The sequence below is a fragment of the Micromonospora sp. 15K316 genome (assembly GCF_004348525.1).
Lineage (GTDB): Bacteria > Actinomycetota > Actinomycetes > Mycobacteriales > Micromonosporaceae > Micromonospora.
Map to the genome: position 1 here is coordinate 55,201 of NZ_SMKG01000006.1, position 19,925 is coordinate 75,125.

21 protein-coding genes are annotated in these 19,925 nt (G+C 72.4%); 5 read left to right on the forward strand and 16 right to left on the reverse strand.

What is annotated here, in order from left to right:
- Positions 1-5: 5 nt before the first annotated feature.
- Positions 6-944: an NADP-dependent oxidoreductase gene (locus E1211_RS03175; protein ID WP_132345172.1), complete on the reverse strand. Its 939-nt coding sequence runs from the start codon at positions 942-944 to the stop codon at positions 6-8.
- Positions 945-1,108: 164 nt separating this feature from the next.
- Positions 1,109-1,747 (reverse strand): HD domain-containing protein, encoded by a 639-nt coding sequence (locus E1211_RS03180; protein WP_132345174.1) that lies wholly within the window; start codon positions 1,745-1,747, stop codon positions 1,109-1,111.
- Between the two features lie 455 nt (positions 1,748-2,202).
- On the opposite strand from E1211_RS03180, the gene E1211_RS03185 reads away from it, so the two are divergent.
- On the forward strand, positions 2,203-3,264 hold the full coding sequence (locus E1211_RS03185) for a GlxA family transcriptional regulator (protein ID WP_132345234.1): 1,062 nt from the start codon (positions 2,203-2,205) through the stop codon (positions 3,262-3,264).
- Positions 3,265-3,363: 99 nt separating this feature from the next.
- On the opposite strand, the gene E1211_RS03190 is transcribed toward E1211_RS03185, so the two are convergent.
- Positions 3,364-4,038, reverse strand: coding sequence for a hypothetical protein (locus E1211_RS03190; protein WP_132345176.1), 675 nt, complete (start codon positions 4,036-4,038; stop codon positions 3,364-3,366).
- A gap of 410 nt (positions 4,039-4,448) precedes the next feature.
- Between E1211_RS03190 and E1211_RS03195 the strand changes: the two genes are divergently transcribed.
- Positions 4,449-5,117, forward strand: a complete 669-nt coding sequence (locus E1211_RS03195; protein ID WP_132345178.1) for a hypothetical protein — start codon at positions 4,449-4,451, stop codon at positions 5,115-5,117.
- Between the two features lie 152 nt (positions 5,118-5,269).
- On the opposite strand, the gene E1211_RS03200 is transcribed toward E1211_RS03195, so the two are convergent.
- The 4 genes from E1211_RS03200 to E1211_RS03215 form a co-directional block, all read right to left on the reverse strand.
- On the reverse strand, positions 5,270-6,724 hold the full coding sequence (locus E1211_RS03200; RefSeq protein WP_132345180.1) for an alkaline phosphatase PhoX: 1,455 nt from the start codon (positions 6,722-6,724) through the stop codon (positions 5,270-5,272).
- A 268-nt stretch (positions 6,725-6,992) separates the two neighbouring features.
- The gene (locus E1211_RS03205) at positions 6,993-7,400 is read right to left on the reverse strand and encodes an arsenate reductase ArsC (protein WP_132345182.1); all 408 of its coding nucleotides are present in this window, start codon (positions 7,398-7,400) and stop codon (positions 6,993-6,995) included.
- Positions 7,397-8,134 (reverse strand): aquaporin, encoded by a 738-nt coding sequence (locus E1211_RS03210; protein ID WP_132345184.1) that lies wholly within the window; start codon positions 8,132-8,134, stop codon positions 7,397-7,399. Before E1211_RS03210 ends, E1211_RS03205 begins: the two co-directional genes overlap by 4 nt.
- Positions 8,131-8,502: a helix-turn-helix transcriptional regulator gene (locus E1211_RS03215; RefSeq protein WP_132345186.1), complete on the reverse strand. Its 372-nt coding sequence runs from the start codon at positions 8,500-8,502 to the stop codon at positions 8,131-8,133. Before E1211_RS03215 ends, E1211_RS03210 begins: the two co-directional genes overlap by 4 nt.
- 144 nt (positions 8,503-8,646) lie before the next feature.
- Here E1211_RS03215 and E1211_RS03220 point away from each other — a divergent pair, with 144 nt between their 5' ends.
- The gene (locus tag E1211_RS03220) at positions 8,647-9,123 is read left to right on the forward strand and encodes an ArsI/CadI family heavy metal resistance metalloenzyme (protein WP_132345188.1); all 477 of its coding nucleotides are present in this window, start codon (positions 8,647-8,649) and stop codon (positions 9,121-9,123) included.
- 175 nt (positions 9,124-9,298) lie between these two features.
- Here the strand turns inward: E1211_RS03220 and E1211_RS03225 are convergent, their stop codons facing one another.
- Positions 9,299-9,967 (reverse strand): TOPRIM nucleotidyl transferase/hydrolase domain-containing protein, encoded by a 669-nt coding sequence (locus E1211_RS03225; protein WP_243709315.1) that lies wholly within the window; start codon positions 9,965-9,967, stop codon positions 9,299-9,301.
- A gap of 61 nt (positions 9,968-10,028) precedes the next feature.
- On the opposite strand from E1211_RS03225, the gene E1211_RS32905 reads away from it, so the two are divergent.
- Positions 10,029-10,451: a hypothetical protein gene (locus E1211_RS32905; protein ID WP_207915205.1), complete on the forward strand. Its 423-nt coding sequence runs from the start codon at positions 10,029-10,031 to the stop codon at positions 10,449-10,451.
- Here the strand turns inward: E1211_RS32905 and E1211_RS03235 are convergent.
- Complete coding sequence (locus tag E1211_RS03235; protein WP_132345190.1) at positions 10,395-11,642, reverse strand: MFS transporter; 1,248 nt, start codon at positions 11,640-11,642, stop codon at positions 10,395-10,397. The two genes, E1211_RS32905 and E1211_RS03235, sit on opposite strands and share 57 nt — an antisense overlap.
- A gap of 121 nt (positions 11,643-11,763) precedes the next feature.
- Here E1211_RS03235 and E1211_RS03240 point away from each other — a divergent pair, with 121 nt between their 5' ends.
- On the forward strand, positions 11,764-12,732 hold the full coding sequence (locus E1211_RS03240; protein ID WP_132345192.1) for a LysR family transcriptional regulator: 969 nt from the start codon (positions 11,764-11,766) through the stop codon (positions 12,730-12,732).
- Positions 12,733-12,824: 92 nt separating this feature from the next.
- Here the strand turns inward: E1211_RS03240 and E1211_RS03245 are convergent, their stop codons facing one another.
- The 7 genes from E1211_RS03245 to E1211_RS03275 all read right to left on the reverse strand — a co-directional run bounded on the left by E1211_RS03245 (position 12,825) and on the right by E1211_RS03275 (position 19,849).
- Positions 12,825-13,289 carry a heme-degrading domain-containing protein gene (locus tag E1211_RS03245; RefSeq protein ID WP_132345194.1) on the reverse strand — a complete coding sequence of 155 codons (465 nt, stop codon included), beginning with the start codon at positions 13,287-13,289 and terminating at the stop codon, positions 12,825-12,827.
- A gap of 189 nt (positions 13,290-13,478) precedes the next feature.
- Positions 13,479-13,979: a MauE/DoxX family redox-associated membrane protein gene (locus E1211_RS03250; RefSeq protein WP_132345196.1), complete on the reverse strand. Its 501-nt coding sequence runs from the start codon at positions 13,977-13,979 to the stop codon at positions 13,479-13,481.
- 3 nt (positions 13,980-13,982) lie between these two features.
- A complete protein-coding gene (locus tag E1211_RS03255) occupies positions 13,983-14,294 on the reverse strand; it encodes a S24/S26 family peptidase (RefSeq protein WP_132345198.1) in 312 nt (103 codons plus the stop codon).
- The gene (locus E1211_RS03260) at positions 14,291-16,069 is read right to left on the reverse strand and encodes an ABC transporter ATP-binding protein (protein ID WP_132345200.1); all 1,779 of its coding nucleotides are present in this window, start codon (positions 16,067-16,069) and stop codon (positions 14,291-14,293) included. Before E1211_RS03260 ends, E1211_RS03255 begins: the two co-directional genes overlap by 4 nt.
- 2 nt (positions 16,070-16,071) lie before the next feature.
- Positions 16,072-16,554 (reverse strand): hypothetical protein, encoded by a 483-nt coding sequence (locus E1211_RS03265; protein WP_132345202.1) that lies wholly within the window; start codon positions 16,552-16,554, stop codon positions 16,072-16,074.
- A gap of 67 nt (positions 16,555-16,621) precedes the next feature.
- On the reverse strand, positions 16,622-16,861 hold the full coding sequence (locus tag E1211_RS03270) for a hypothetical protein (RefSeq protein ID WP_132345204.1): 240 nt from the start codon (positions 16,859-16,861) through the stop codon (positions 16,622-16,624).
- 66 nt (positions 16,862-16,927) lie between these two features.
- Entirely contained in the window at positions 16,928-19,849 is a 2,922-nt protein-coding gene (locus E1211_RS03275) for a BTAD domain-containing putative transcriptional regulator (RefSeq protein WP_132345206.1), read from the reverse strand.
- Positions 19,850-19,925 lie beyond the last annotated feature (76 nt).

Genomic DNA, 19,925 nt, shown 5'->3' on the forward strand with positions numbered 1-19,925 from the left:
ACCGGTCAGGAGCGCGGCGGTTCCTGCTCGTCAGCGACCCGAATGATCGTCTTGCCGGCCGTGCGGCGGCGGCGGGCGAACGCGTCAGCCGTCTCTTCGAGCGGTCGCACGTCGCCGACGATGGGCTTGAGCCGTCCGGCCCGGAGTCGCTCGGCGAGGTCGGCCAGCCGGACGCGGTCGGGTTCGACGACGAAGAAGATCGCCCGCCCCTCCTTGGGCTGCACGGCGGGTGGCGTGGCGATGGTGACGACGGTGCCGCCGGGGCGTACCAGATCGGTCGATCGCGCGAGGATGTCGCCGCCGATGACGTCGAAGACCACGTCCACCTCGCCGACCTGCCGCAGGTCGTCGGCGGCCAGGTCGAGGAAGGTGTGCGCGCCGAGGCCGAGGGCGACGTCACGGTCGTTGGCCCGGCCTGTGCCGATCACGCGGGCACCGACCTCTCGCGCGAGTTGGACGGCGATCGAGCCGACGCCGCCGGCGGCGCCGTGAACGAGGACGGTCTGACCGGTCGTGAGGTGGCCGTGGTCGAACAGCCCCTGCCAGGCGGTGAGCCCGGAGATGGGGAGCGCGGCGGCCACCGTGTGGTCGATGTCGGCCGCGAGGGGGGCGAGGTTGCGCGCCTCGACCGAGGTGTACTCGGCCAGTGATCCGTTGCGGGCCCAGTCGGTGAGTCCGAACACCCGCTGGCCCACGGAGAGTCCGGTGGTCCCGTAGCCGAGTTCGACGACGACTCCGGAGAGTTCGTGCCCCGGGACGGTGGGCGTCCGGTCGCGTCCGGCGCGATCGGTCCACGTCGCCGGCCAGTCGAGCTCTCCCGGAGTGAAGCCGGCGGCGTGCACGCGCACGATCACGTCGTTCTCCGCGGCGTGGGGGTAGGGCATGTCGGTCAGGGTGAGACCACCGACACCAGCGTTCCGGTCCCGCACGGTGATCGCTCGCATGCTCGAATCCTTTCCAGATCGTTCGTGGATGAGGTCACTCTGCCGGCCGCCGCCTCGAGGAACGCGGCGGCCGGCAGTGGATCGCGGCCCGGGGCGGGAACTTCTCGGCATCGCTCACCGAGGAGCCCCGACGCCGCCGGCATGGCGGACGGCCAGATCGCCGGTCAGCTCGACCAGGGCGAGCCGAGAATGAGGTCGACAGTCGTCGGGCGCTGGAAGCCGGGGATGAAGTGCTCGAGGATGTCGGAATTCATCGTGCCGCTCGTGGTCTCCGGACGGTCCTTGAGCCCGTCGACGTGGGCCCGCAGGAACTCGTTCTTGAAATCTCCTCGCGGATGGACGGCGAGGATCTCATTCACCTGGTCGACCTCCAGTCCGTCCAGGCCGAGGCCGATCACATCGGTCGCGATGCCGAGCTGCGTGAACGCGATCTCCGGGCCCATCCGCTCCGGGATACCCAGCGTGGTGTGCAGCGCGATCGCCGTCCAGACGGCCTCGGCGGCATCCGTCGAGAAACCCCGATCCAGGAGGAACTTCCGCGCGTGGTCGGCGCTGTCGACCTCGAAGCGCTGCTTGACGTCGGAGAACGGAGTCAGGAGGCCGGTGTCGTGGAACATGGACGCCAGGTAGAGCAGCTCCGGGTCCGGCTTGACGCCGAGCTTCTCTGCCTGGATCAGGCCGAACAGGAAGGCCCGCCGGGAGTGGTGGTAGATGACGGGACGGGTCGTCTCCTGGACGAGCCTGGTCGCCTCGGCGACCGCCGCCGTCTCAGGAATCTCCAATCCCGCGATGACCTCTGGCATGACCTCTGACCTTCCCGAACTGGTGCTGGCTCTGGACCGTGTGTCCGACCTCCATGCTGCCCACAAATCGTCGTGCGCCGCCGCCTTCGTCCGGCCAGGAACCCCTCAAATGTGGACCCGCCGCTCCAGCATCACCGCGGCCGATCCGCGGTGACTCCGCGCTGGTTCCGCGCGACTCTTACCCGCTCTGCCACATCCGATGAGACTGCCCGCCGAATTGTCCCGGGAATGCGCCGTCGAATCGCCGAAACGACGCAGCGCGACCGGGCGGAATTCGTCGCCCGGAAGACGCCTTCGCCGGCACGAACCCCCCGGACGGCGGAAATCGCCGCGATCGTTGCGGACGGCATCCACGGGCCCTCTCCGCTCGGACGGACCACTCGTGTGATCGGCCGGGCTCGGCCCGGAGGTCACCATGATCGTCGGTGACGGTGTGCTACCAATGGACCGTGTCCATGCCTCCCGCGTCACCGAGCCGCCGGCAGTCGGTGCCACCGGAGTCCGGCTGGTCGCCACACGGATCCGGCTCCGCCGACACCACGGTGACGAACGCCGGCCCGCACCACATCGCGGCCCTGGTCTACGACGGCGTCACGCTGCTGGACCTCGCCGGTCCCGCGGAGGTGTTCAAGGAGGCGAACAGGTTCGGCGCCGACTACCGGATCGCGCTGCTGTCGCCGACCGGCGCGGACGTCGTGTCGAACCTCGGGGTCCGGATCGCGGTCGACGGCGCCGTCTCCCCGGAGGCCGCCTCCGACACGTTGCTGGTGGCCGGATCCGACCTCTATCCGCGCGCCCCTGTCCCCGGCTACCTGGCGGACGCGGCGCGGACCCCGGCGGCCGTGGCCGGTCGGATCGCGTCCATCTGCACCGGGGCGTTCGTCCTCGCCGCCGCCGGCCTCCTCGACGGCAAACGCGCCACCACGCACTGGCAGGTCACGCACGAGCTCGCCGCCCGGTGCCCGACGTGCCGCGTCGAGCCCGACGCGATCTACGTCCGCGACGGCAGCACCTACACGTCGGCAGGGGTGACGGCCGGCATCGATCTGGCGCTCGCGCTGGTCGAGGAGGACCACGGCGCGGACCTGGCGCGCCACGTCGCCCGCGCGCTGGTGGTCTACATGCAGCGCGCGGGCGGCCAGTCCCAGTTCTCCGCGCCGTTGCAGGGGCCGCCGCCCCGCTCGCCGGCTCTCCGTAAGATCACCGACCGGGTGACGGCGGACCCCCGCGCGGACCACTCGCTCGGCGAACTCGCGAAACACCTCAACGTCAGCACCCGGCACCTCACCCGGCTCTTCCAGGACGAGCTCTCCACGACACCGGCGCGCTACGTGGAGAACATCCGGTTCGACATGGCCAGGGCGCTGCTCGACCAGGGCCACACCGCGACGCAGGCCGCGACCCTCGCCGGATTCCCCAGCTACGAGAGCATGCGACGGGTCTTCGCCAGGAACCTGAAGATCAGCCCCGCCGCCTACCAGCGCCGGTTCAGCACGACCCGCCTGGTGAGCGCGTAGCGCGGGTTGTGGAGCCGGAGGCTGACGGCGGGGCTGGTGCTTCGGTGGTGCCGACGGCTCAGGGCGACGGAGAGTACGTGTTCGGGGTCGGGAAGTCGATCAGGCGGAGGGCGGTCCGTTCTGCGCCCGGCTGATCAGATCGTGCAGTGGCTTGGTGCCGCTGCCGATCATCACCCCGGTGATGATCGCGTCGATCCAGACCGCCAGCCCGTTCCAGTCGGGCCCGGCCACCGCGTGCAGGACGTAGAACCCGGTCGCGCTGGACGCCACGGTCGCCAGCCCGCTCGCGAGCCCCCACGCGACGATCGTGCGGTTCGCCCTCGCCCGCGCCACGGCCGTTCTCGCGGCGGCGACCGCCTCCGTCGAGACGTCGGCACGGTTGGTCGCGGCAGCCAACGTCCGCTCCGACGCGGCCTCGTCGCGGCGCCCCGGAAGCCACCGGGAGAACGGTTCCACGAGCCGTTCGAGCGCCGCGGCGAAGACCAGCAGGGTGAGGAAGACGGCCGTGGTGTCGGACGGTTCGATCTTCGCCGGGTTGGCGCCGCTGCTCCAGACCGTCCAGGCGACGAAGCCACCGGCGGCCAGCAGTCCGAACGCGGCGACCACCGCACCGGGCCCGGCCTGCTGCGACGCGACCGCCTCGCCGGTGACGGTCGGATCGGCCGTCGACTGTGGATCGCCCTCACTCAGCGTGTCGGACCCGGCGGCATTCGCGTTCACCCCCGACGCGGCGGCCCGGCCCTGCGTCGTGGCCGGATCACTGGTCTCGGACATTTGTTGGATCAAGATTTCCGACCACCCTCTCGACTGTCGTGCCCGCCGGAACCGCAGCAGTTCCGCCATTCCTGGCTGCCCGTTCGCGCACGCGCACCGACAGCGGCTGATGCGGGAGGCTACGTCACGACAGTGGACGCATCAATGCCCGTCGTGCCGGCCGGACCGCGCCGTCGGACCTCTCTCGACGACCGCTCCGGTGAGCAGCGGGAACGGTGGATGGCGTGGGATGAGAGATGAAGCACAGTGGACGAATTGAACTGACGGTTCAGCCATTGTCGATCTCGCCGGAAGCGGAGAGTGAGGGCGTCGACGCGGTCTCGTCCTGCTCATTGTCGTAGGCGGCGTTCCGTCCTGCGCGGCATCGCCCGTCGCCCCGACTGTCACAGGTCGGTGTGAGGATCGTCGCCGTGACTAGATGGATCTACAACGATCGTCCCGAGGGCGTCGGGTTCCTGACCGAGCGGATCGCGGAGCCGGGTCGTGGGGAGATCGACGGCGAGATCTGGAACTGGGTCGTGCGTGGCGAGGACGACGCCGACGAGTTCGTGGAGTACTTCGACGACGACGAGCAGCGCCACGACGCCACCGACGAGGAGCTTCGCGCGGCGTGCGAGCAGGCGGTGGCGGTCCGGCGGGAGCAGCAACGCGCGTGGGGCGAGGTGCGCGCCAACCTCACCGCGGCCTTCGCCGAGCTCAACGAGCTGGGCGTCCTGGCCAGGGAGAACTTCAGCTGCTGTGGCACCTGCGCGGCAACCGAGATCCACGACGAGCGGGACGACTCCCGGCATTGGCACGGATACCTCTGGTACCACCAGCAGGACACGGAGTCGCTGATCGCGAGCAAGGACGGTGAGGTCTACCTCGGTTACGGCGCCTACCCGACGCCGGACTTCGACGAGGCCGCCTACGCCGCCCTGCCCGAGGCCGAACAGCAGGCGCGCTACCAGGCCGACCTGGAACGGAGCTGGACGAGATCGCCTTCCCGGTGCTGCGCCGGCACGGCATGCGGGTGGAGTGGAGCCGCAACCAGTCCAAACGGATCCGGGTCACCGGCGCCCAGTGGTACGCGCCCCTGAGCTGAGCTCCGTCGTCCCTCGTCTGCCCGTGCCGGCGTCCGGGGCCCGGAGGCGCGCCCCGGAGGCGGGAGCGGGTGCCGGTCGAGCCCCGGCGGCGGACGCGGTGGGGGCCAGGCCGGTGGCCTGACCCCCACCCGGTCGGTCCGGCCCGGTCAGCCCAGGTACTTCTCCCAGGGACCGGTGATGGCCAGGGTGAGGCCGGGGTCCTGCATGTTGACGAAGAGCACCTTGCCGTCGGCGCTGAAGGTCGGCCCGCAGAACTCGGAGTCGTTGAGCTGGTTGCGGGCGATCGCGTACGTCGGGCCGCCGGGGATCGCGCTGAGCACGTGCGACGCGCCCGAGCCGTCCTCGGCGAGCACGAGGCTTCCCCACGGCGTGACGGTCACGTTGTCCGGCCCGTCGAAGGTGAGGTCGTTGTACTTGACCGCCGTACCCTCCTCGGACTGGGTCTGGTGCGGGAAGTACGTGACCAGCTGGATGGTCTGGGCCTTGTAGTCGTAGAACCAGACCATGCCGTCGTGCGGGGCGGCGTCCGCCGGGAGGTCGCCCTCGTCCCAGGCGTAGGAGTTGACCACGTAGACGCCCTCGTCGGTGCCCCACACGCCCTCGAACTTGCGCCCGCGGGTGACCTGGCCGTCGGCGAACTGCTCACGCACCGGCTTCGTCCGCGCGTCGCGCTCGGGCACCGGAATCCACCGTACGGGGAACGGGCGGCCCAGCTGGGCGGAGGTCAGGTAGGCGACGTCCGGCAGCACCGATCCGTCGTCCATGATGATCTGCATCGCGGCGAGGACGCCGGCGTTCGGGGCGAGCCGGGGGAGCACACCCGGGCCGAGCCGGACGCCCTGCGGCGCGGTCCAGCGGTAGAAGAGGCCGTTGGGGCCGTCGGCGTCCTCGGAGAGGTAGACCTTGGTCCGGTCCTTGTCGATGGCCAGGGCCTCGTGGGAGTAGCGGCCCAGGCACTTGATCGGCGTCGGGTCCGCGCCGCCGTCGGCCCGGACCTCGAAGACGTAGCCGTGGTCCTTCTGGAAGACGCCCGACCGGCCGTCCTCGTTCCACGTGTCGCCGGCCCGGTCCTCGGTCTCCTCGCAGGTGAGCCAGGTCCCCCACGGGGTCGGCCCGCCGGCGCAGTTGGCGACGGTGCCGGAGAGGGCGACGAACTCACCGAGGTTCCGGCCCGCGCGGTCGGTCTTGATCACGGTGCAACCGCCGGCGTCGACGGCGCCGGCGTCGTAGACGGTGCCCTTCACGTGCGGTACGCCGAACTCGCCGCCCGGGTCGATCTCGTGGTTCTGGATCAGCGTGTAGCGGCCGTGGCCGGCGTCGTAGACGGCCATGCCGTCGTGGGAGGACGGGGTCACGCCCTGGCCGCGGTCGAGGCGGGTGACGCCGGTCCGGGTCACGATCGTGTAGTCGAAGCCCTTCGGCAGCGCCAGGATGCCGTCGGGGTCGTCCACGAGCGGCGGGAAGGGCACATGGCCGGCGCCGGCCGGCGGGCGGGGACGACCCGGGTGGGCCTGAGCCAGGGACGGGAAGGCACCGGCGACGGCGATGCCCACGCCGGCGGCGGCACCTCCGGCGAGGAAGGTACGACGAGAGGAAGGCACTTGGATCAGCTCCTGGTCATGACAGTTGCGACGCCTTGCAGCCAACTCCTGCGGGCAGACGCCGACACGTCACTCAAGGGGGCACTCGGTGACAACGGGGTGAAGAATCAGGGCTGCCCACGCATCGTCCAGGCGGCGGCGCTCGCCGACGGCGGCCGCCGCGCGGTGTGCTGCGGGGGTGGGAGATGCGGGATCGCGACCCGGAGGGCGGGCTGCTGATCGGCGCCACCGCCCTGGCCCCGGCGGTGACCAGTAACGGGACGACCGGTCAGGGCTGCGGGTGGAGGTCCCCGAGGAGCTTCTCGACACGGGCGCGGATGTCGTCGCGCACCTGGCGGACGACGTCGATGGGTTGGCCGGCCGGATCGGTAAGTTTCCAGTCCTCGTAGCGTTTGCCGGGGAAGACCGGGCAGGCGTCGCCGCAGCCCATGGTGACGATGACGTCGCTGGCTTCGGCGGCGTCCCAGGTGAGGCGGACCGGGCTCTGGCCGGTGAGATCGATGCCGACCTCCCGCATGGCGTCGACGGCGACGGGGTTGACCCGATCGGCGGGTTCACTGCCCGCGGAGCGGACTTCGACGCTGTCGCCGGCGAGGTGCCGGAGCCAGGCGGCGGCCATCTGGGAGCGGCCGGCGTTGTGGACGCAGACGAACAGGACGCTGGGCTTGTCGCTCATCGCGCTTCGGCCTCCTGGCTGAGTGGGGGTACGAGTACGGCGCCGGCGGCGCGCCCGGCGTGCGGGTACCAGGCGGCGAGGGCGGCGACGGCCACCAGGCCGCCGACGAGCTGGGCGGCCACGAAGCCGGGGACCGATACAGGGGCGATGCCGGCGAAGGTGTCGGTGAAGGCCCGGCCGACGGTGACCGCGGGGTTGGCGAACGAGGTCGACGAGGTGAACCAGTAGGCCGCGCCGATGTAGGCGCCCACGGCGGCGGGGGCGGCCGAGGTCCGGCCGGTGCGGGCGAGGGAGAAGATCAGGACGACCAGGCCGGCGGTGGCGACGACCTCGGCCAGCCAAAGGTTTCCGCCCGTGCGGTCGGTCTTCGACAAGGCGACGGCGGGCAGGTCGAACATCAGGTTCGCCAGCAGGGATCCGGTGATCGCGCCGGCTGTCTGCGCGGCGGCGTACGCGGCGAGGTGCGAGCCGGTGAGGCCGGTGCCGGTACGTCGGCCGAACCACCAGTCGACGGCGGACACGACAGGGTTGAGGTGCGCGCCGGACACCGGCCCGAACGTCAGGATCAGCGCGCCCAGCGCGAACGTGGTGGCGATCGCGTTCTCCAGGAGCTGGAGTCCGACGTCGCCGGGGGAGAGCCGCGCCGCGGCGATGCCGGACCCCACGACAGCGGCGACCAGGAACGCGGTGCCGGCGAACTCGGCCGAGGCGCGCCGGGCGAGGGTGAGGCTCACCGGGCCGCGCGGGTCGCCGTGTCGGGCAGGTCGAGCAGCGCGCCGAGCCGGCGGAACGCTTCGGGGCGGACCGCGTACCACACCCAGGTGCCGCGCCGTTCGGAGTCGACCAGGCCGGCCTCGCGCAGCACCTTGAGGTGGTGCGAGATGGTCGGCCCGGACAGGTCGAACGCCGGAGTCAGGTCGCAGACGCAGATCTCCGGCACCGAGGCGATCATCGACATCAACCGCAGCCGGACCGGGTCGCCGAGGGCTTTGAACATCGGCGCGACCACCGCGGCCTGGTCGGCATCGAGCGCGCGGACCGCCAGCGGGGCGCAGCAGCCGGCCGTTTGGAGGTCCACGACCGGCAGGGTTTGTTTTGACATTTTTCTAGCTTGACAGAAGTCAAAACAGAGGGCAACGTGGGGGCTGATTCGAAAATCATCTAGACAGGTGGGGGGCGGGCCGGGCCACGGGCCGCTGCTGCGCGATCCCTCCGTCCGTTGCCCCGCCACCAGCAGGAGGTTCACATGTCCCGCTTCCAGCTCGCCCTGCGCGTGTCCGACCTTGACAGCTCGGTCGCCTTCTACACGAAGCTCTTCGGCGTCGAGCCGGCGAAGCGTCGCCCCGGCTACGCCAACTTCGCCGTGGCGAACCCGCCGCTGAAGCTCGTGCTCATCGAGGGCGAGGCCGACCAGCCCACCGTGCTGGACCACCTGGGCGTCGAGGTGTTCAGCACCGACGACGTCGACGCCGCCGCCAGCCGCCTCACCGACTCCGGCCTCATCACCCTGGAGGAGAGCGACACCGCATGCTGCTACGCGCTCCAGGACAAGGTCTGGGTACGCGGCCCCGGCAACGAGCCCTGGGAGGTCTACACCGTCAAGGCCGACGCCGACACCCTCACCAAAACGGGCGATGACGGTGCGTGCCGCTGCGGCGAACCGAACGACGCCGACGCGGCGAAGGCGACGGCGGCCGGCGGAACCGGAACGCGCTGCTGCTGAACGGGCGAGGCGCGCGCCTGACGGCGAACGGGCCCCCAGGCGCGCACCTCATCGCTGCCGCCGCGAGGTCCGCTGGCCCGAGTTTCCATCCGACCACGGCGCCTCGGGCCGGCGGGCACGGCTTCTCGGCATCCAGCTACGACTACCGCAGCCCCTTCCAGCGACTCTCCCGGCGTCAGACGATGGTGAGCAACGCGTCGAGCGGACGCGGCAGGCGATCGCGGGCGACCGCCGCCTCGACGAGCAGGCGGGCATACCGCTGGTTGCGGCGGGAGCTGCTGCGCAGGAACCGCCACAGCTGCGCCTCGGGCCTGCGGCCACGCCAGGCGGGCTGGCTCTGGAACGAGCGGAACGACCGGAGGTCGCCGTGCGAGTCGAAGAGCGCTTCGACCTCTGCGGCACCCAGGGCACGGATCAGCTCGTCCTCCAGGTCCTTGACGCAGACGTGGAACCCCAGACGCTCCATCTCGCCGCGGGTACGGGGTGCGCCGACCCGGGCGGCCTCCAGCCCGCGCCGGAACACGATCTCCTCACGTACGTCGCACAGGCCGGCGCGTCGCACCTCCGGACCCAACGGGGCCAACCTGGTCAGGAAGTGGCCGATCGCATGGGCCCCGCCGATCGGCACGATCACCACCCGCTCCGCCTCGAGATCCCGGCCCCGGCCGACGGCGGCCGTCTCCAGCGCGACCTGGTCGCTGATGCCCTCGACGAGCACCACGGCCGCGGCGGTCTCGACCTTCGCCAGCGCACGGGCCGTCGCCCGGATCGAGGCGGCATTACCGCCCAGGCGGCCATCGAGCGCGTCGGCGGGGGAGGTGTCAGCCGGTCGGAGCGTGGCCATGGCCGCAATCATCGATGATGCGCCGCCCGACCGACCAGGGATTTAGCCACGGCTCTCCAGGATGGGAGAGCCACGTCGCGTGGCCGGGGTCGGCGACGGTCCCGGCGACGCGGGCCAGCCAGTGCAGGTCGACGTGGCGGGCCTCGTCGCGGGCGGCGAGCCGGGTGACGTCCGCGGTGACCCGGTCCGGCGCGTGGCGATGCGGGAACTGGAGCAGGCGAGCAGGGCCCGCCGGCTGAAGATCTCCACGTGCGGCGTCTCGTCCGCGGCCTGTGCCGCGAGTTGCTGCATGACCTCCCGGAAGTGTGGATGCAACCGGGACAACAGTCGGGCCGGGATCACCAACGCCGCCTGCTCGTTCTCCGCCAGGTACGTCATCACCTGGACGACGGCGGCCGGCGCCGGGGCGGAGCGCCGGCCCGGTGAGTCAGGCGGCCGGGACCCGCTCGGCCGGCGGGACGGGAGCGCGATCGCGCAGATCTGATCGTCGGGGCAGCAGGAGCGGGGTGGCGAACAGAAGGACGCCGGAGACGGTGATCGCGGCGAGCGGGCCGGTGAGCGTGGCGAGCAGGCCCCAGACCAGCATGAGGGCGGCCTGCGTGAGTCTGCTGCTGACGCTCCAGGTGTTGAGGACCTGGGCGGCGCGGTCCGCGGGCGTCCGTTGCAGGCGTTCGGTGGCGTGGATCGGGTTGAAGACGCCCATGCACGTGATCAGCAGGCCCTCGACGACGATCACGGTGAGGAGCCCGGTGAGGCCGGGCTGGATGAACGCGAGGCCGAACGGGAAGAGCGAGCGCAGCCAGCCGGAGACGATCATGACCCGGTACCGGCCGTGACGCCGCACGAGGCGGGCGGAGAGGCGGGCGCCCACGAAGCCGCCGAGGGCCGGGAGGCCGAAGGCGAGACCGTACTGCCAGGCCGGGAAGTGGTATTCGCCCAGCAGAAGGAGGGCCAGGAGCGGGGCGGTGGCCATGATCAGGCCGCCGACCAGGATCGAGTTGAGGAAGAGGCGCCGCAGTACGCGGTCGTGGAGGATGAACCGCCAGCCGTGGAGAAGGTCGGCTCCGCGCGGCCGGGTACCCGGCTCGCGGCGCGCCGCGACGTCGCCGCCGCCGATGCGGAGGACCCCGAGCGCGGAGAGCAGGTAGCTGACGGCGTCGGCCAGGACGGTGACGACCGGGCCGAGCAGCCCGCTGAGCGCGCCGCCGAGGGGCGGTCCGGCGGCCGTCGCCACCCAGCTCGTGCCCTCGAACCTGCCGTTCGCGACGAGGAGATGATCACCGCGAACGAGGTGTTTCAGGTACGCGCCGGACGCGGCGGTGAAGGTGATGCTCGCGGCTCCGGAGATGACCGAGACGACCAGCAGTTGGCCGTAGGTGAGCGCGCCGAGCAGGTAGGCCACCGGAACACTCGCCATCGCGAGGAACCGCACCAGGTCCATCGCGATCATCACCGGGCGCTTGGGCCGGTGCGCGACCCACGGCCCGAGCGGGAACGCGATGATCGCCGCGACCGCGAGCCCGGCCGCTTCCAGGAGCGAGAGCGCGAACGCCGACGTGTGCAGCTCACGGACCGCGAGGAGCGGGAACGCGCCGAAGGCGATCCACGTGCCGTACGTGCTGACGGCGTAGGCCGACCAGAGCCAGCCGAAACCGGCGCCCAACTTCACTCGCACGAATCCTCCGCAACAACCGATGGTGGGGTCCCCGCATCAGATCTGCCGACCGGGCGCAGGAGCAAACAACCGCCTGAACGGTGAGCCACAACGATCGGTTGGGCAGGTCTAAGTTGGGCCGGTGGATACCGAGGCGGTGCGGTCGTTCGTCCGGGCGGCCGAGCTGGGGCAGTTGCAGCACGCGGCCGACGAGCTGGGCGTGACACAGCAGGCGGTCTCGAAACGGGTCGCCGCGCTGGAGCGGGAGCTGGCGGTCCGCCTCTTCACCCGTACCGCCCGAGGGGTCGAGCTGACGCTCGACGGCCAGGCGTTCCTCCCGCACGCGCGGAGCATCGTCGCCGGCGTCGACCGCGCCGTGGCCGCCGTCCGGCCCGGCTCGCGGGCCCTCCGGATCGACGTCCTCGGCCTGCGGAGCGCGCAGGCCGTCGTGCTGCACGACTACTGGCGGTCGCACCCCGAGACCGACCTCGACGTGGTGACCCTCAGGGTCGACGACCCGCAGGTGGCGGCCGCCGCCGTCCGGGCGGGCGAGCTCGACGCCTCGTTCCGCGCCGTCACCGACCCGGCGACGCTGCCGCCCGACGTGCGCATGATCCACGCCTTCGACTCGCCGCTGGAACTCCTCGTCGGCCCCGGGCATCCGCTCGCCTCGGCCCGAACGGTGACCCCATGCCAGCTGCGCGAGCTACGGATCTGGGTGCCGGGCATCGTGCCCCGGAGCGAATGGGCGGAGTTCTACGACCAGCTCGCGACCGCCTTCGAGCTCCGGATCGACGCGGCGGGCCCGAACTTCGGCAACGAGGTGCTCCTCGACATCCTCGCCGACTCCGTCGACGTCGCCACCCTCGTCGGCTCGCGCGACAGGTACCTCTGGCCGACGCGCCACGACCTACGCCGCATCCCGATCGTGAACCCGACGCTCGCCTACCCGCTCTTCCTCATGGTCCCCGGAACGAACCCGCATCCGGGACTTCGGGCGATTGTCGACCACTTCGCGGGCCTGGCGCCGATCCCCGAGCCGGCCTGGCTCCCGTCCTGGGCGGCGACGGCACACCGCGACGCCGACGGGATCACCGGGAACCGCCGCTGACGATCGTCCGCGGGCGGCCACCGACCTGTCCACGACTGGCCCGACCGGCCCGGCCGCAACGGCCCGCCGGACCCGGTCGCCGCCCGTGCCGGTCATCGGCCCGAGCGCTTGGCCTCCAGGAGGAGTCCGAGGGCCTCCACGACCAGGCGGTGGTCGTCGAGTTGCGGCAGGCCCGAGACGGTGACGGTGCCGACCGGGCCGGTGCCCCTGAGGATGATCGGGAAGCAGCCACCGTGCGCCGCGTAGCGGGCCGGGTCGAGGTGGGCCTGCTCCTCGAAGGTGGTGCCCCGGTCGCGGAAGCCCTGGCCCACGCGGTAGGAGCTGTGCCCGAAACGGCGTACCACGCGGATCTTGCGCTCGATCCAGTCGTCGTTGTCGGCGGAGGTGCCGGGCAGCGCGTAGTGGAAGAGCTGGTGGTCGCCGAGGCGGATGTCGACGGTGATGGCGTGGCCCCGGGCCCGGCCCAGCTCGACCAGGCGGGTGCCCAACGCCCAGGCGTCGTCGTGGTCGAAACTGTCGAACTGGAGGCGTTCCTCCTGCTCCTGAAGCTCCGGCATCACGGTGTACCGCTCCCTTCCTCGTTCGTCACAGCGATCTAAACAGAGCGGGAGCCGACCCGGCGTCAGGGTGTGCCTACCGCAACAGTCCGTGAGCTGCCGCCGCCCGGAACCGGTCGGGCGGACCCGGGCGATCACGCCCGGGACGGCGGACGGTCACGGCTACCGGGCGGGAGGCGACGGGACCGGTCACGCCCGGTGCGAGGCGCCGAACAGGTAGCGCACCTCGTCCGACATGACGACCAGCGCGGCGGCGACCAGCGCGACAGCGACGGCCAGAGCCGCCCCGTCGGGGCGTACCGGTCCGGCCGGCGCGAGCGCGCCGACCGCGGCGCAGCCGATGAGGAAGAGGTTGCGCCACACGTGGTGCCGGCCCAGTGGCGTGGCGGTGCGGCCGAAGCAGCGACAGGTGGCGTCGCTGCGCCCGAGATTCCTGACGATGGCGACGGTGAAGGCGGTCAACAGGGCGGCCGACGCGAGGAAGCCGGCCAGGGGGAGCGCCGCCAGCAGGGCGACGGCGGTGAACTCCGTGGCGACCACGGCCGCGGCGAGCGGGCCGGCCGGCCGGAAGCCCAGGTCCCGCACCGACCGCGTGAACTCGCGGTAGGCGGCCCGGCCGGAGACCTTGCCGACCGCCGCGGCCAGTAGGACCAGGCCGAGCAGTACCCGGCACCCGATCTCGACGTACATCTGTCATCGCCTCCCTCTGGCAACGCCGAGGACCGCCTCCGGTGGCACCGCCCCGAAGTGCCGCGAGTCCTGGCTGTGAACGTTGTCCCCGCGCACCGTCACGGCGCCGTCGGGTTCCACCGCGTGCACGCGCTTCACCATCCACGTCACGTCCGTCCGCGGCACGACGTCGCGGGCTCGGAAGACCACGAGGTCGCCGATGGCGGGCACCCGCCCGACACGGACGAGGAGCCGGTCCCCGTCGCGCAGCGTCGGCGCCATGCTGTGTCCGCGTACGACCACCAGCCGCCAGCGGCGGCGCAGCCAGCCGGTCACGAGGCCGCCAACTGGTAGCCGCCGGCCTGGAGACGGAAGAGCCGGGCGTACTCGCCGTCGGCCGCCATCAGCTCGTCGTGCGTGCCCGATTCGACGACGAGTCCGGCGTCGAGCACGACGATGCGTTGCGCGTCCCGCAGCGTGCTGAGCCGGTGGGAGATGAGCAGACCGGTACGGCCGTGGCGGATGCGGGCCAGGGACGCGTGCACCCGGGTCTCGGCGTCCGCGTCGAGCCCGGAGCTGGGCTCGTCGAGGATGAGCAGGTCGGCATCGGCGCGCATCAGGGACCGGGCGAGCGCCACCCGCTGCCACTGCCCGCCGGAGAGCGTCACCCCGGGCTCGCCGTCCTGGTCGGCGAAGGTGCGGCTGAGCAGCGTGGCGTACCCGTGCGGAAGGTCCCGGAGGCGGTCGTGGATCTCGGCGCGGACAGCGGCGTCCTCGACCTGCTCGGGCGTGTACGGCAGCCGACCGACGCCGATGTTCTCCGCCGCCGTGAGGTCGTAGCACATGAAGTCCTGGAACACCGCGCCCATGCGTCGCCGCAGTGTCTCGACCCGCAGCTCGCGCAGGTCCACCCCGTCCCAGGTGATCCGGCCGCGGACCGGGTCGTAGAAGCGGCAGAGCAGCTTCATCAGCGTGCTCTTGCCGGCGCCGTTGAGGCCGACGAGCCCGACGGACTCGCCGGCGGCGAGGGTGAGGTCGACGCCCCGCAGGATCCACGGCCCGTCCTCGTCGTAGCGGAACCAGACGTTCTCGAACCTGATCCCGGTGCGCAGCGGCGGCGCCGGCAGGGACCCGTCGACCAGGTCGACGGGGCTGTCGAGAACGGCGACGTAGTGGCGGAACAGCCGCAGTGCGCCGCCCACCTCGCCGAGCTGGCCGGCGATGCTCGCCAGCCCGCTCTGTGCCGCGCCGAACGCGGCCAGCAGGAGGGTGAGGTCGCCGATGGTGAACCGGCCGCGGATGGCGGCGTGCACCGCGATCACCGTGGCGGCGAGGGTCACGGCGGCACCGGCGAGCGCCCAGCCGGCCTGCACCGTCGTGACGTGCCGCGCGGCGGTCAGTTCGAGCCGGTTGGCCGACCGCAGGGCGCCTGTGAGCCGGTCGTGGAAGAACCGGCCGAGGTGGTAGAGCCGCACCTCGCGGGCGGCGCGCAGATCGGTCAGCACGGTCTGGAACAGGAACCGCGCCCGGAACAGGCCGGCGCCCTCCTCCACGGCCCGCGCGGTGTGCCGGGAGAGCCGCAGCTGGATCAGGAGTTCGGGCACCGCCACGGCGAGCAGGAGCAGGCCGGCCGGCGGCCAGAGAGACGCCAGGATCACCGCGAAGCCGGCGAGCGTGACGACGTTCTGGGCCACGTTGACCGTGAACATGACGACCGCGTACGGCGCCTGGTCGGCGGCCTGCTGGGCCAGCGCGAGCCGGTCCCGCAGCGCGGGCCGCTCGAACGGGCCCAGGCCGAGGAACCCGTTCAGCTTCCGGTAGAGCCGCACGTCGGCGGCGATCGTGATGGCGTGCTGCAGCGCCGTGGTGAAGTAGCCGGAGACACGGTTGGCGATCGCCGCGACGGCCACCAGAACGGCGATCGCCACCGCGTACCACGTCGCGGTCGACGCGCTGGCCGAGCGGCCCCGGCTGACCTCGTCGAACAGCAGCTTCGTGAACCACGCGACGCCGAGCGGCGGCGCCGCGCCGACGAGGACGAGGGCGACCATGGCGGTGAGCGCCTTCGGGTCGGCGCAACCCAGCCGCAGGGCGGCACGCAGCGTGGCCACGATCAGGCCAGGACCGGGAGCTGGTGGCCGGCGTCGACGACGACCCCGTCGACGACCGACAGCACGGCGGGAAAGCCCTTCACCTGGAACTCCCGCTCGGCGAGCCGTTCGGAGATCGTCGCCGTCTCGAAGCCGGTCAGGCGTGGCGCCATCGCCGCGGTCTCCTCCGGCGTGCCGATCATGAGCACGAGGGTGTCGGGGCGGTGGCGTTCCGCGTGGGCGGTGAGGTCGTCCAGGAGGGTCTGGCACGGCGGGCAGGTCGGGGTCAGCATCACCACCGTGCGCCGGCCGGCGGTCAGGTCGGCGTGCTGAAAGCCACTGACCTCCAGGCCCGGGGCGGGCAGCACCTCGGGAACGATCTCCCCGTCGTGGGCGTGGCCGGCGTGCCCCTCGCGCAGCCGGCGGGCGAGGGCCAGGGTCAGAACGAGGTTGAGCACCGCCATCGCGCCGATGACGGCGAGGGCGGCGTAGGCGAAAGCCGGCATGGAAGCTCCTCGGCGAGTCAGGGGTGAGGGGCCGCGCCGGACGGCGCGGCCCCCGGGCGAAGCCAGGTCAGCAGACGCCGGCCTTCTTGACGTAGCAGAGCGAGCGCGACGTCGAGGTCACGCAGGCGCCGTTGCAGTTGTAGTAGCCCTGCCGGTAACGGCGGAAGTAGACGCCGCCCGAGCAGTAGCCGTCGGACGCGACGCACGCACACGCCTGGCCGTTCTCCGGCACGCAGGCGCCGGCCTCCTCGCGGCCGAGCACCTTGCCGAGGACGGCGTCGCCGACGCGGGTGATGATCCTGGTCATGGCAGACCTCCTATGTGGGTGGTTGCCGACCACTGTGCTGGTCACCGCTGCGCGTGCGCTGCGCTTCTACTGCGCGTGCGCTGCACTCCGCCACCGGGCGAGCCGTTCGCGCAGCTCATCGACGTACGCGGCGTCGAAAAGCTCGAAGACGCGCAGCGCCTCCGCACCCAGGTCGACGGCACGGTCGTACCTCTGCAGCGCGGCCTGCGCCTGCGCCAGCAGGCTCAGTGAGTTCGCGAGCGGGAACGGCTGTCCGATGGCGCGCAGCGTGGCCACCGAGCCCTCCAGCTCGACCACGGCGGCGGCCGCGTCGCCCTCCTGGAGGTGCGCCTTGCCGAGCAGCCGGCGGGAGATCGCCTCGCCCCACTCGTAGCGCATCTCCCGGAACGCCGGCACCGTGCGGGCCAGCAGCCGGCGCGCCGAGCCGATGTCCCCGGCGGCGAGGTGCGTCGCGGCCAGCGCCTGCTCGCCGGTGGTCACGCTCAGCCGGTCACCGAGACGCCGGGCGGTGGTCACCGCCCGACCCAGGTGCTCCAGCGCCTGCGGCCACTGCTCGGCGTGCCGGTTCAGCAGCCCGAGGCCCTCCTGCGCGAGCGCCTCGCCCCACAGGTCGCCACCGTCTTCGAAGAACCGCAGGGCCGCGGTGAAGGCGGCGTGGGCGAACGGGGAGGTGAGCTGGTACTGGGCGTGCTGCTCGCCGAGGGTCAGCAGCACGTGCCCGCCCACCGGACCGACCGGCCAGTGCGCGGCGCAGAGACGCACCATCAGCAGCAGCGCGGCGTCCGCCTGCCGCACCCGGCCGAGCGTACGGCAGCTCAGCGAGTAGCCGTGCAGCGCGGCGAGCCGGTGCGGCACCATCGACGCGGGGCTGTCCCGGTGAGCGGCGCGCAGCAGCGGCACGGCCTCGGCGTGCCGGTTCACCAGCCGGTACGCCGTGCCGAGGCAGAGCCGCAGCGAGATCCGGGTCGGCAGCGGCAGGCCGGCCGCCCCGTCGAGCACGTCCCGGAGGCAGTCGGCGACCTCGGGCAGGTACTGGCCGCGCATGATGGCGAAGTTCCCCATCGCGCAGGCCAGCCGCCCGGCCAGGTCGACCGCGTCCAGCCCCAGCAGGTCGTGCACCGCCGCGACCAGGTTCTCCCGCTCCGCCTCGAACCAGTCGACGGCGTCCCACGTGTCGATCGTGGAGGTGACCTCCGTGACCGGCAGGACCTTGCAGGGCAGCGCCGCGGCGGCCCGCTCGGCGTACTCGTGCAGCCGCGCGTACCAGTCGATCATCTGATCCGTGGTGACGTCGGTGCGCTCCCGGGTGTGCAGCCGGATCAGGTCGTGCATGCGGACGTTGCCGCCGGGATCGGCGGTCAGCAGGTGCGCCCGGCACAGCTGCTCCAGCAGCGGCTCGGTGGCCTCGTCCCACATGCCGAAGCTGCGCAGCGACGTGCGGCTCAGCACCGCGAGCAGCCGCGCGGCCGGCGGCGGCACCCGCTCGAAGCCGACGGTGAAGCTGCTGCGCACGTCGAGGTCGCCGAGCGACAGCTCGTCGAGGCGGCGGCGCTCGTCGCGCAGCCGGTCGCGCAGCCGCGTGACTGTCATCGCCTCCCGTTCGGCGAGCCGTACGCCGGCGATGCGCAGCGCCAGCGGAAGGCGGCCGCACAACTCGACGACCTCGGCGGCGGCCGCGTACTCCCGGTTGATCCGCTCGGCTCCGGCGAGACCGGCCAGCAGGTCCAGAGCGTCGCCGACCGGCAGCACGTCCAGCGGGACGACCTCGGTGCCCGCCAGCGCGGGCAGGGCCTCCCTAGAGGTGACGAGAGCGCTGCTGGGGCCGGGCGGCAGCAGGGGGCGCACCTGTGCCGCGTCCGCCGCGCTGTCCAGCATCACCAGCATGGGCTGGTCGGTGAGCACGGACCGGTAGAGCGCCGCACGTTCGTCGGCCGTACCCGGGATGGACTCCCCGGCCACGCCGAGGGCGCGCAGGAAGGCGCCGAGCACCGCGCCGGGCCGCGCCGGGTCGGCGGTGTTGCCGCGCAGGTCCGCGTAGAGGCAGCCCGCGGGGAAACGATGCCGGCTCTCGTGCGCCGCACGCAGCGCCAGGGTGGTCTTGCCGATACCGGCCAGCCCGGTCACGACGACCACCTGGGCGGCCCCGGCGGCCGGCGGCGTACGCCCCAGCGACGACAGCAGCAGGCCGAGTTCCTTGTCGCGTCCGACGAAGTCACCGGCGGCGCCGGGCAGCTGGTTGGGCCGTACCCACGCTCGCGCTGACGGCTCCTGCTCGCTGACCAGGATCTCCTGGTGCAGCCGCCGCAGCTGCGGCCCCGGGTCGATGCCGTGCTCCTCCGCGAGCAGCCGCGCCCCGTCCCGGTAGACAGCGAGCGCCTCCGCCTGCCTGCCACTGCCGTGCAGGGCCGTCATGAGCTGGCCCCGCAGCCGCTCCCGCAGCGGCCGGTCGCGCACCAGGGTGGTCAGCTCCGGTACCAGCTCCTGGTGCAGGCCGAGCGAGAGCAGCGCCTCGACGCGCAGTTCGGTGGCGTGTTCGCGCAGCTCGTGGAGCCGGTCGCGGTCCACGTCGATCAGCTTCGAGCCGACGTCGAGGTAGGCGTCGTCACGCCAGCGGGCCAGGGCCCGGTCGAGCAGCTGCACGGCGCGCCGGGCGTCGGTGGCGGCCGTGGCGGCCTGCACGTCGGCGGCGAACTCGGCCGCGTCCACGACCACGGCGGCGGTCAACTGGTAGCCGGGGGATCTGGTGAGGATCAGCTCCGGTGCCGCACCGCGCCGGACCGAGGCGACGACCGCCTGCACCCGGTTGCGTGCGCCGGCGGGCGGACGATCCGGCCAGAGACCGTCGATCAGGCGCTCGACGGAGACGACCCGTCCACCGTGGGCGGCCAGGCTCGCGACCAGCGCCCGTTCCAGCGGGGCGAGTGTCACCTCCGTCCCGTCGACGCTCAGCTCGATCCGTCCGAGAACGCCGATCCGATACCCACGCACCGCGCAAAGCTAGCGCGCGTCCAGGTGCGGCTCGACTCCGGTCGATCCGGTCCCCCTGGGGTGCGTCCGGGGTGAC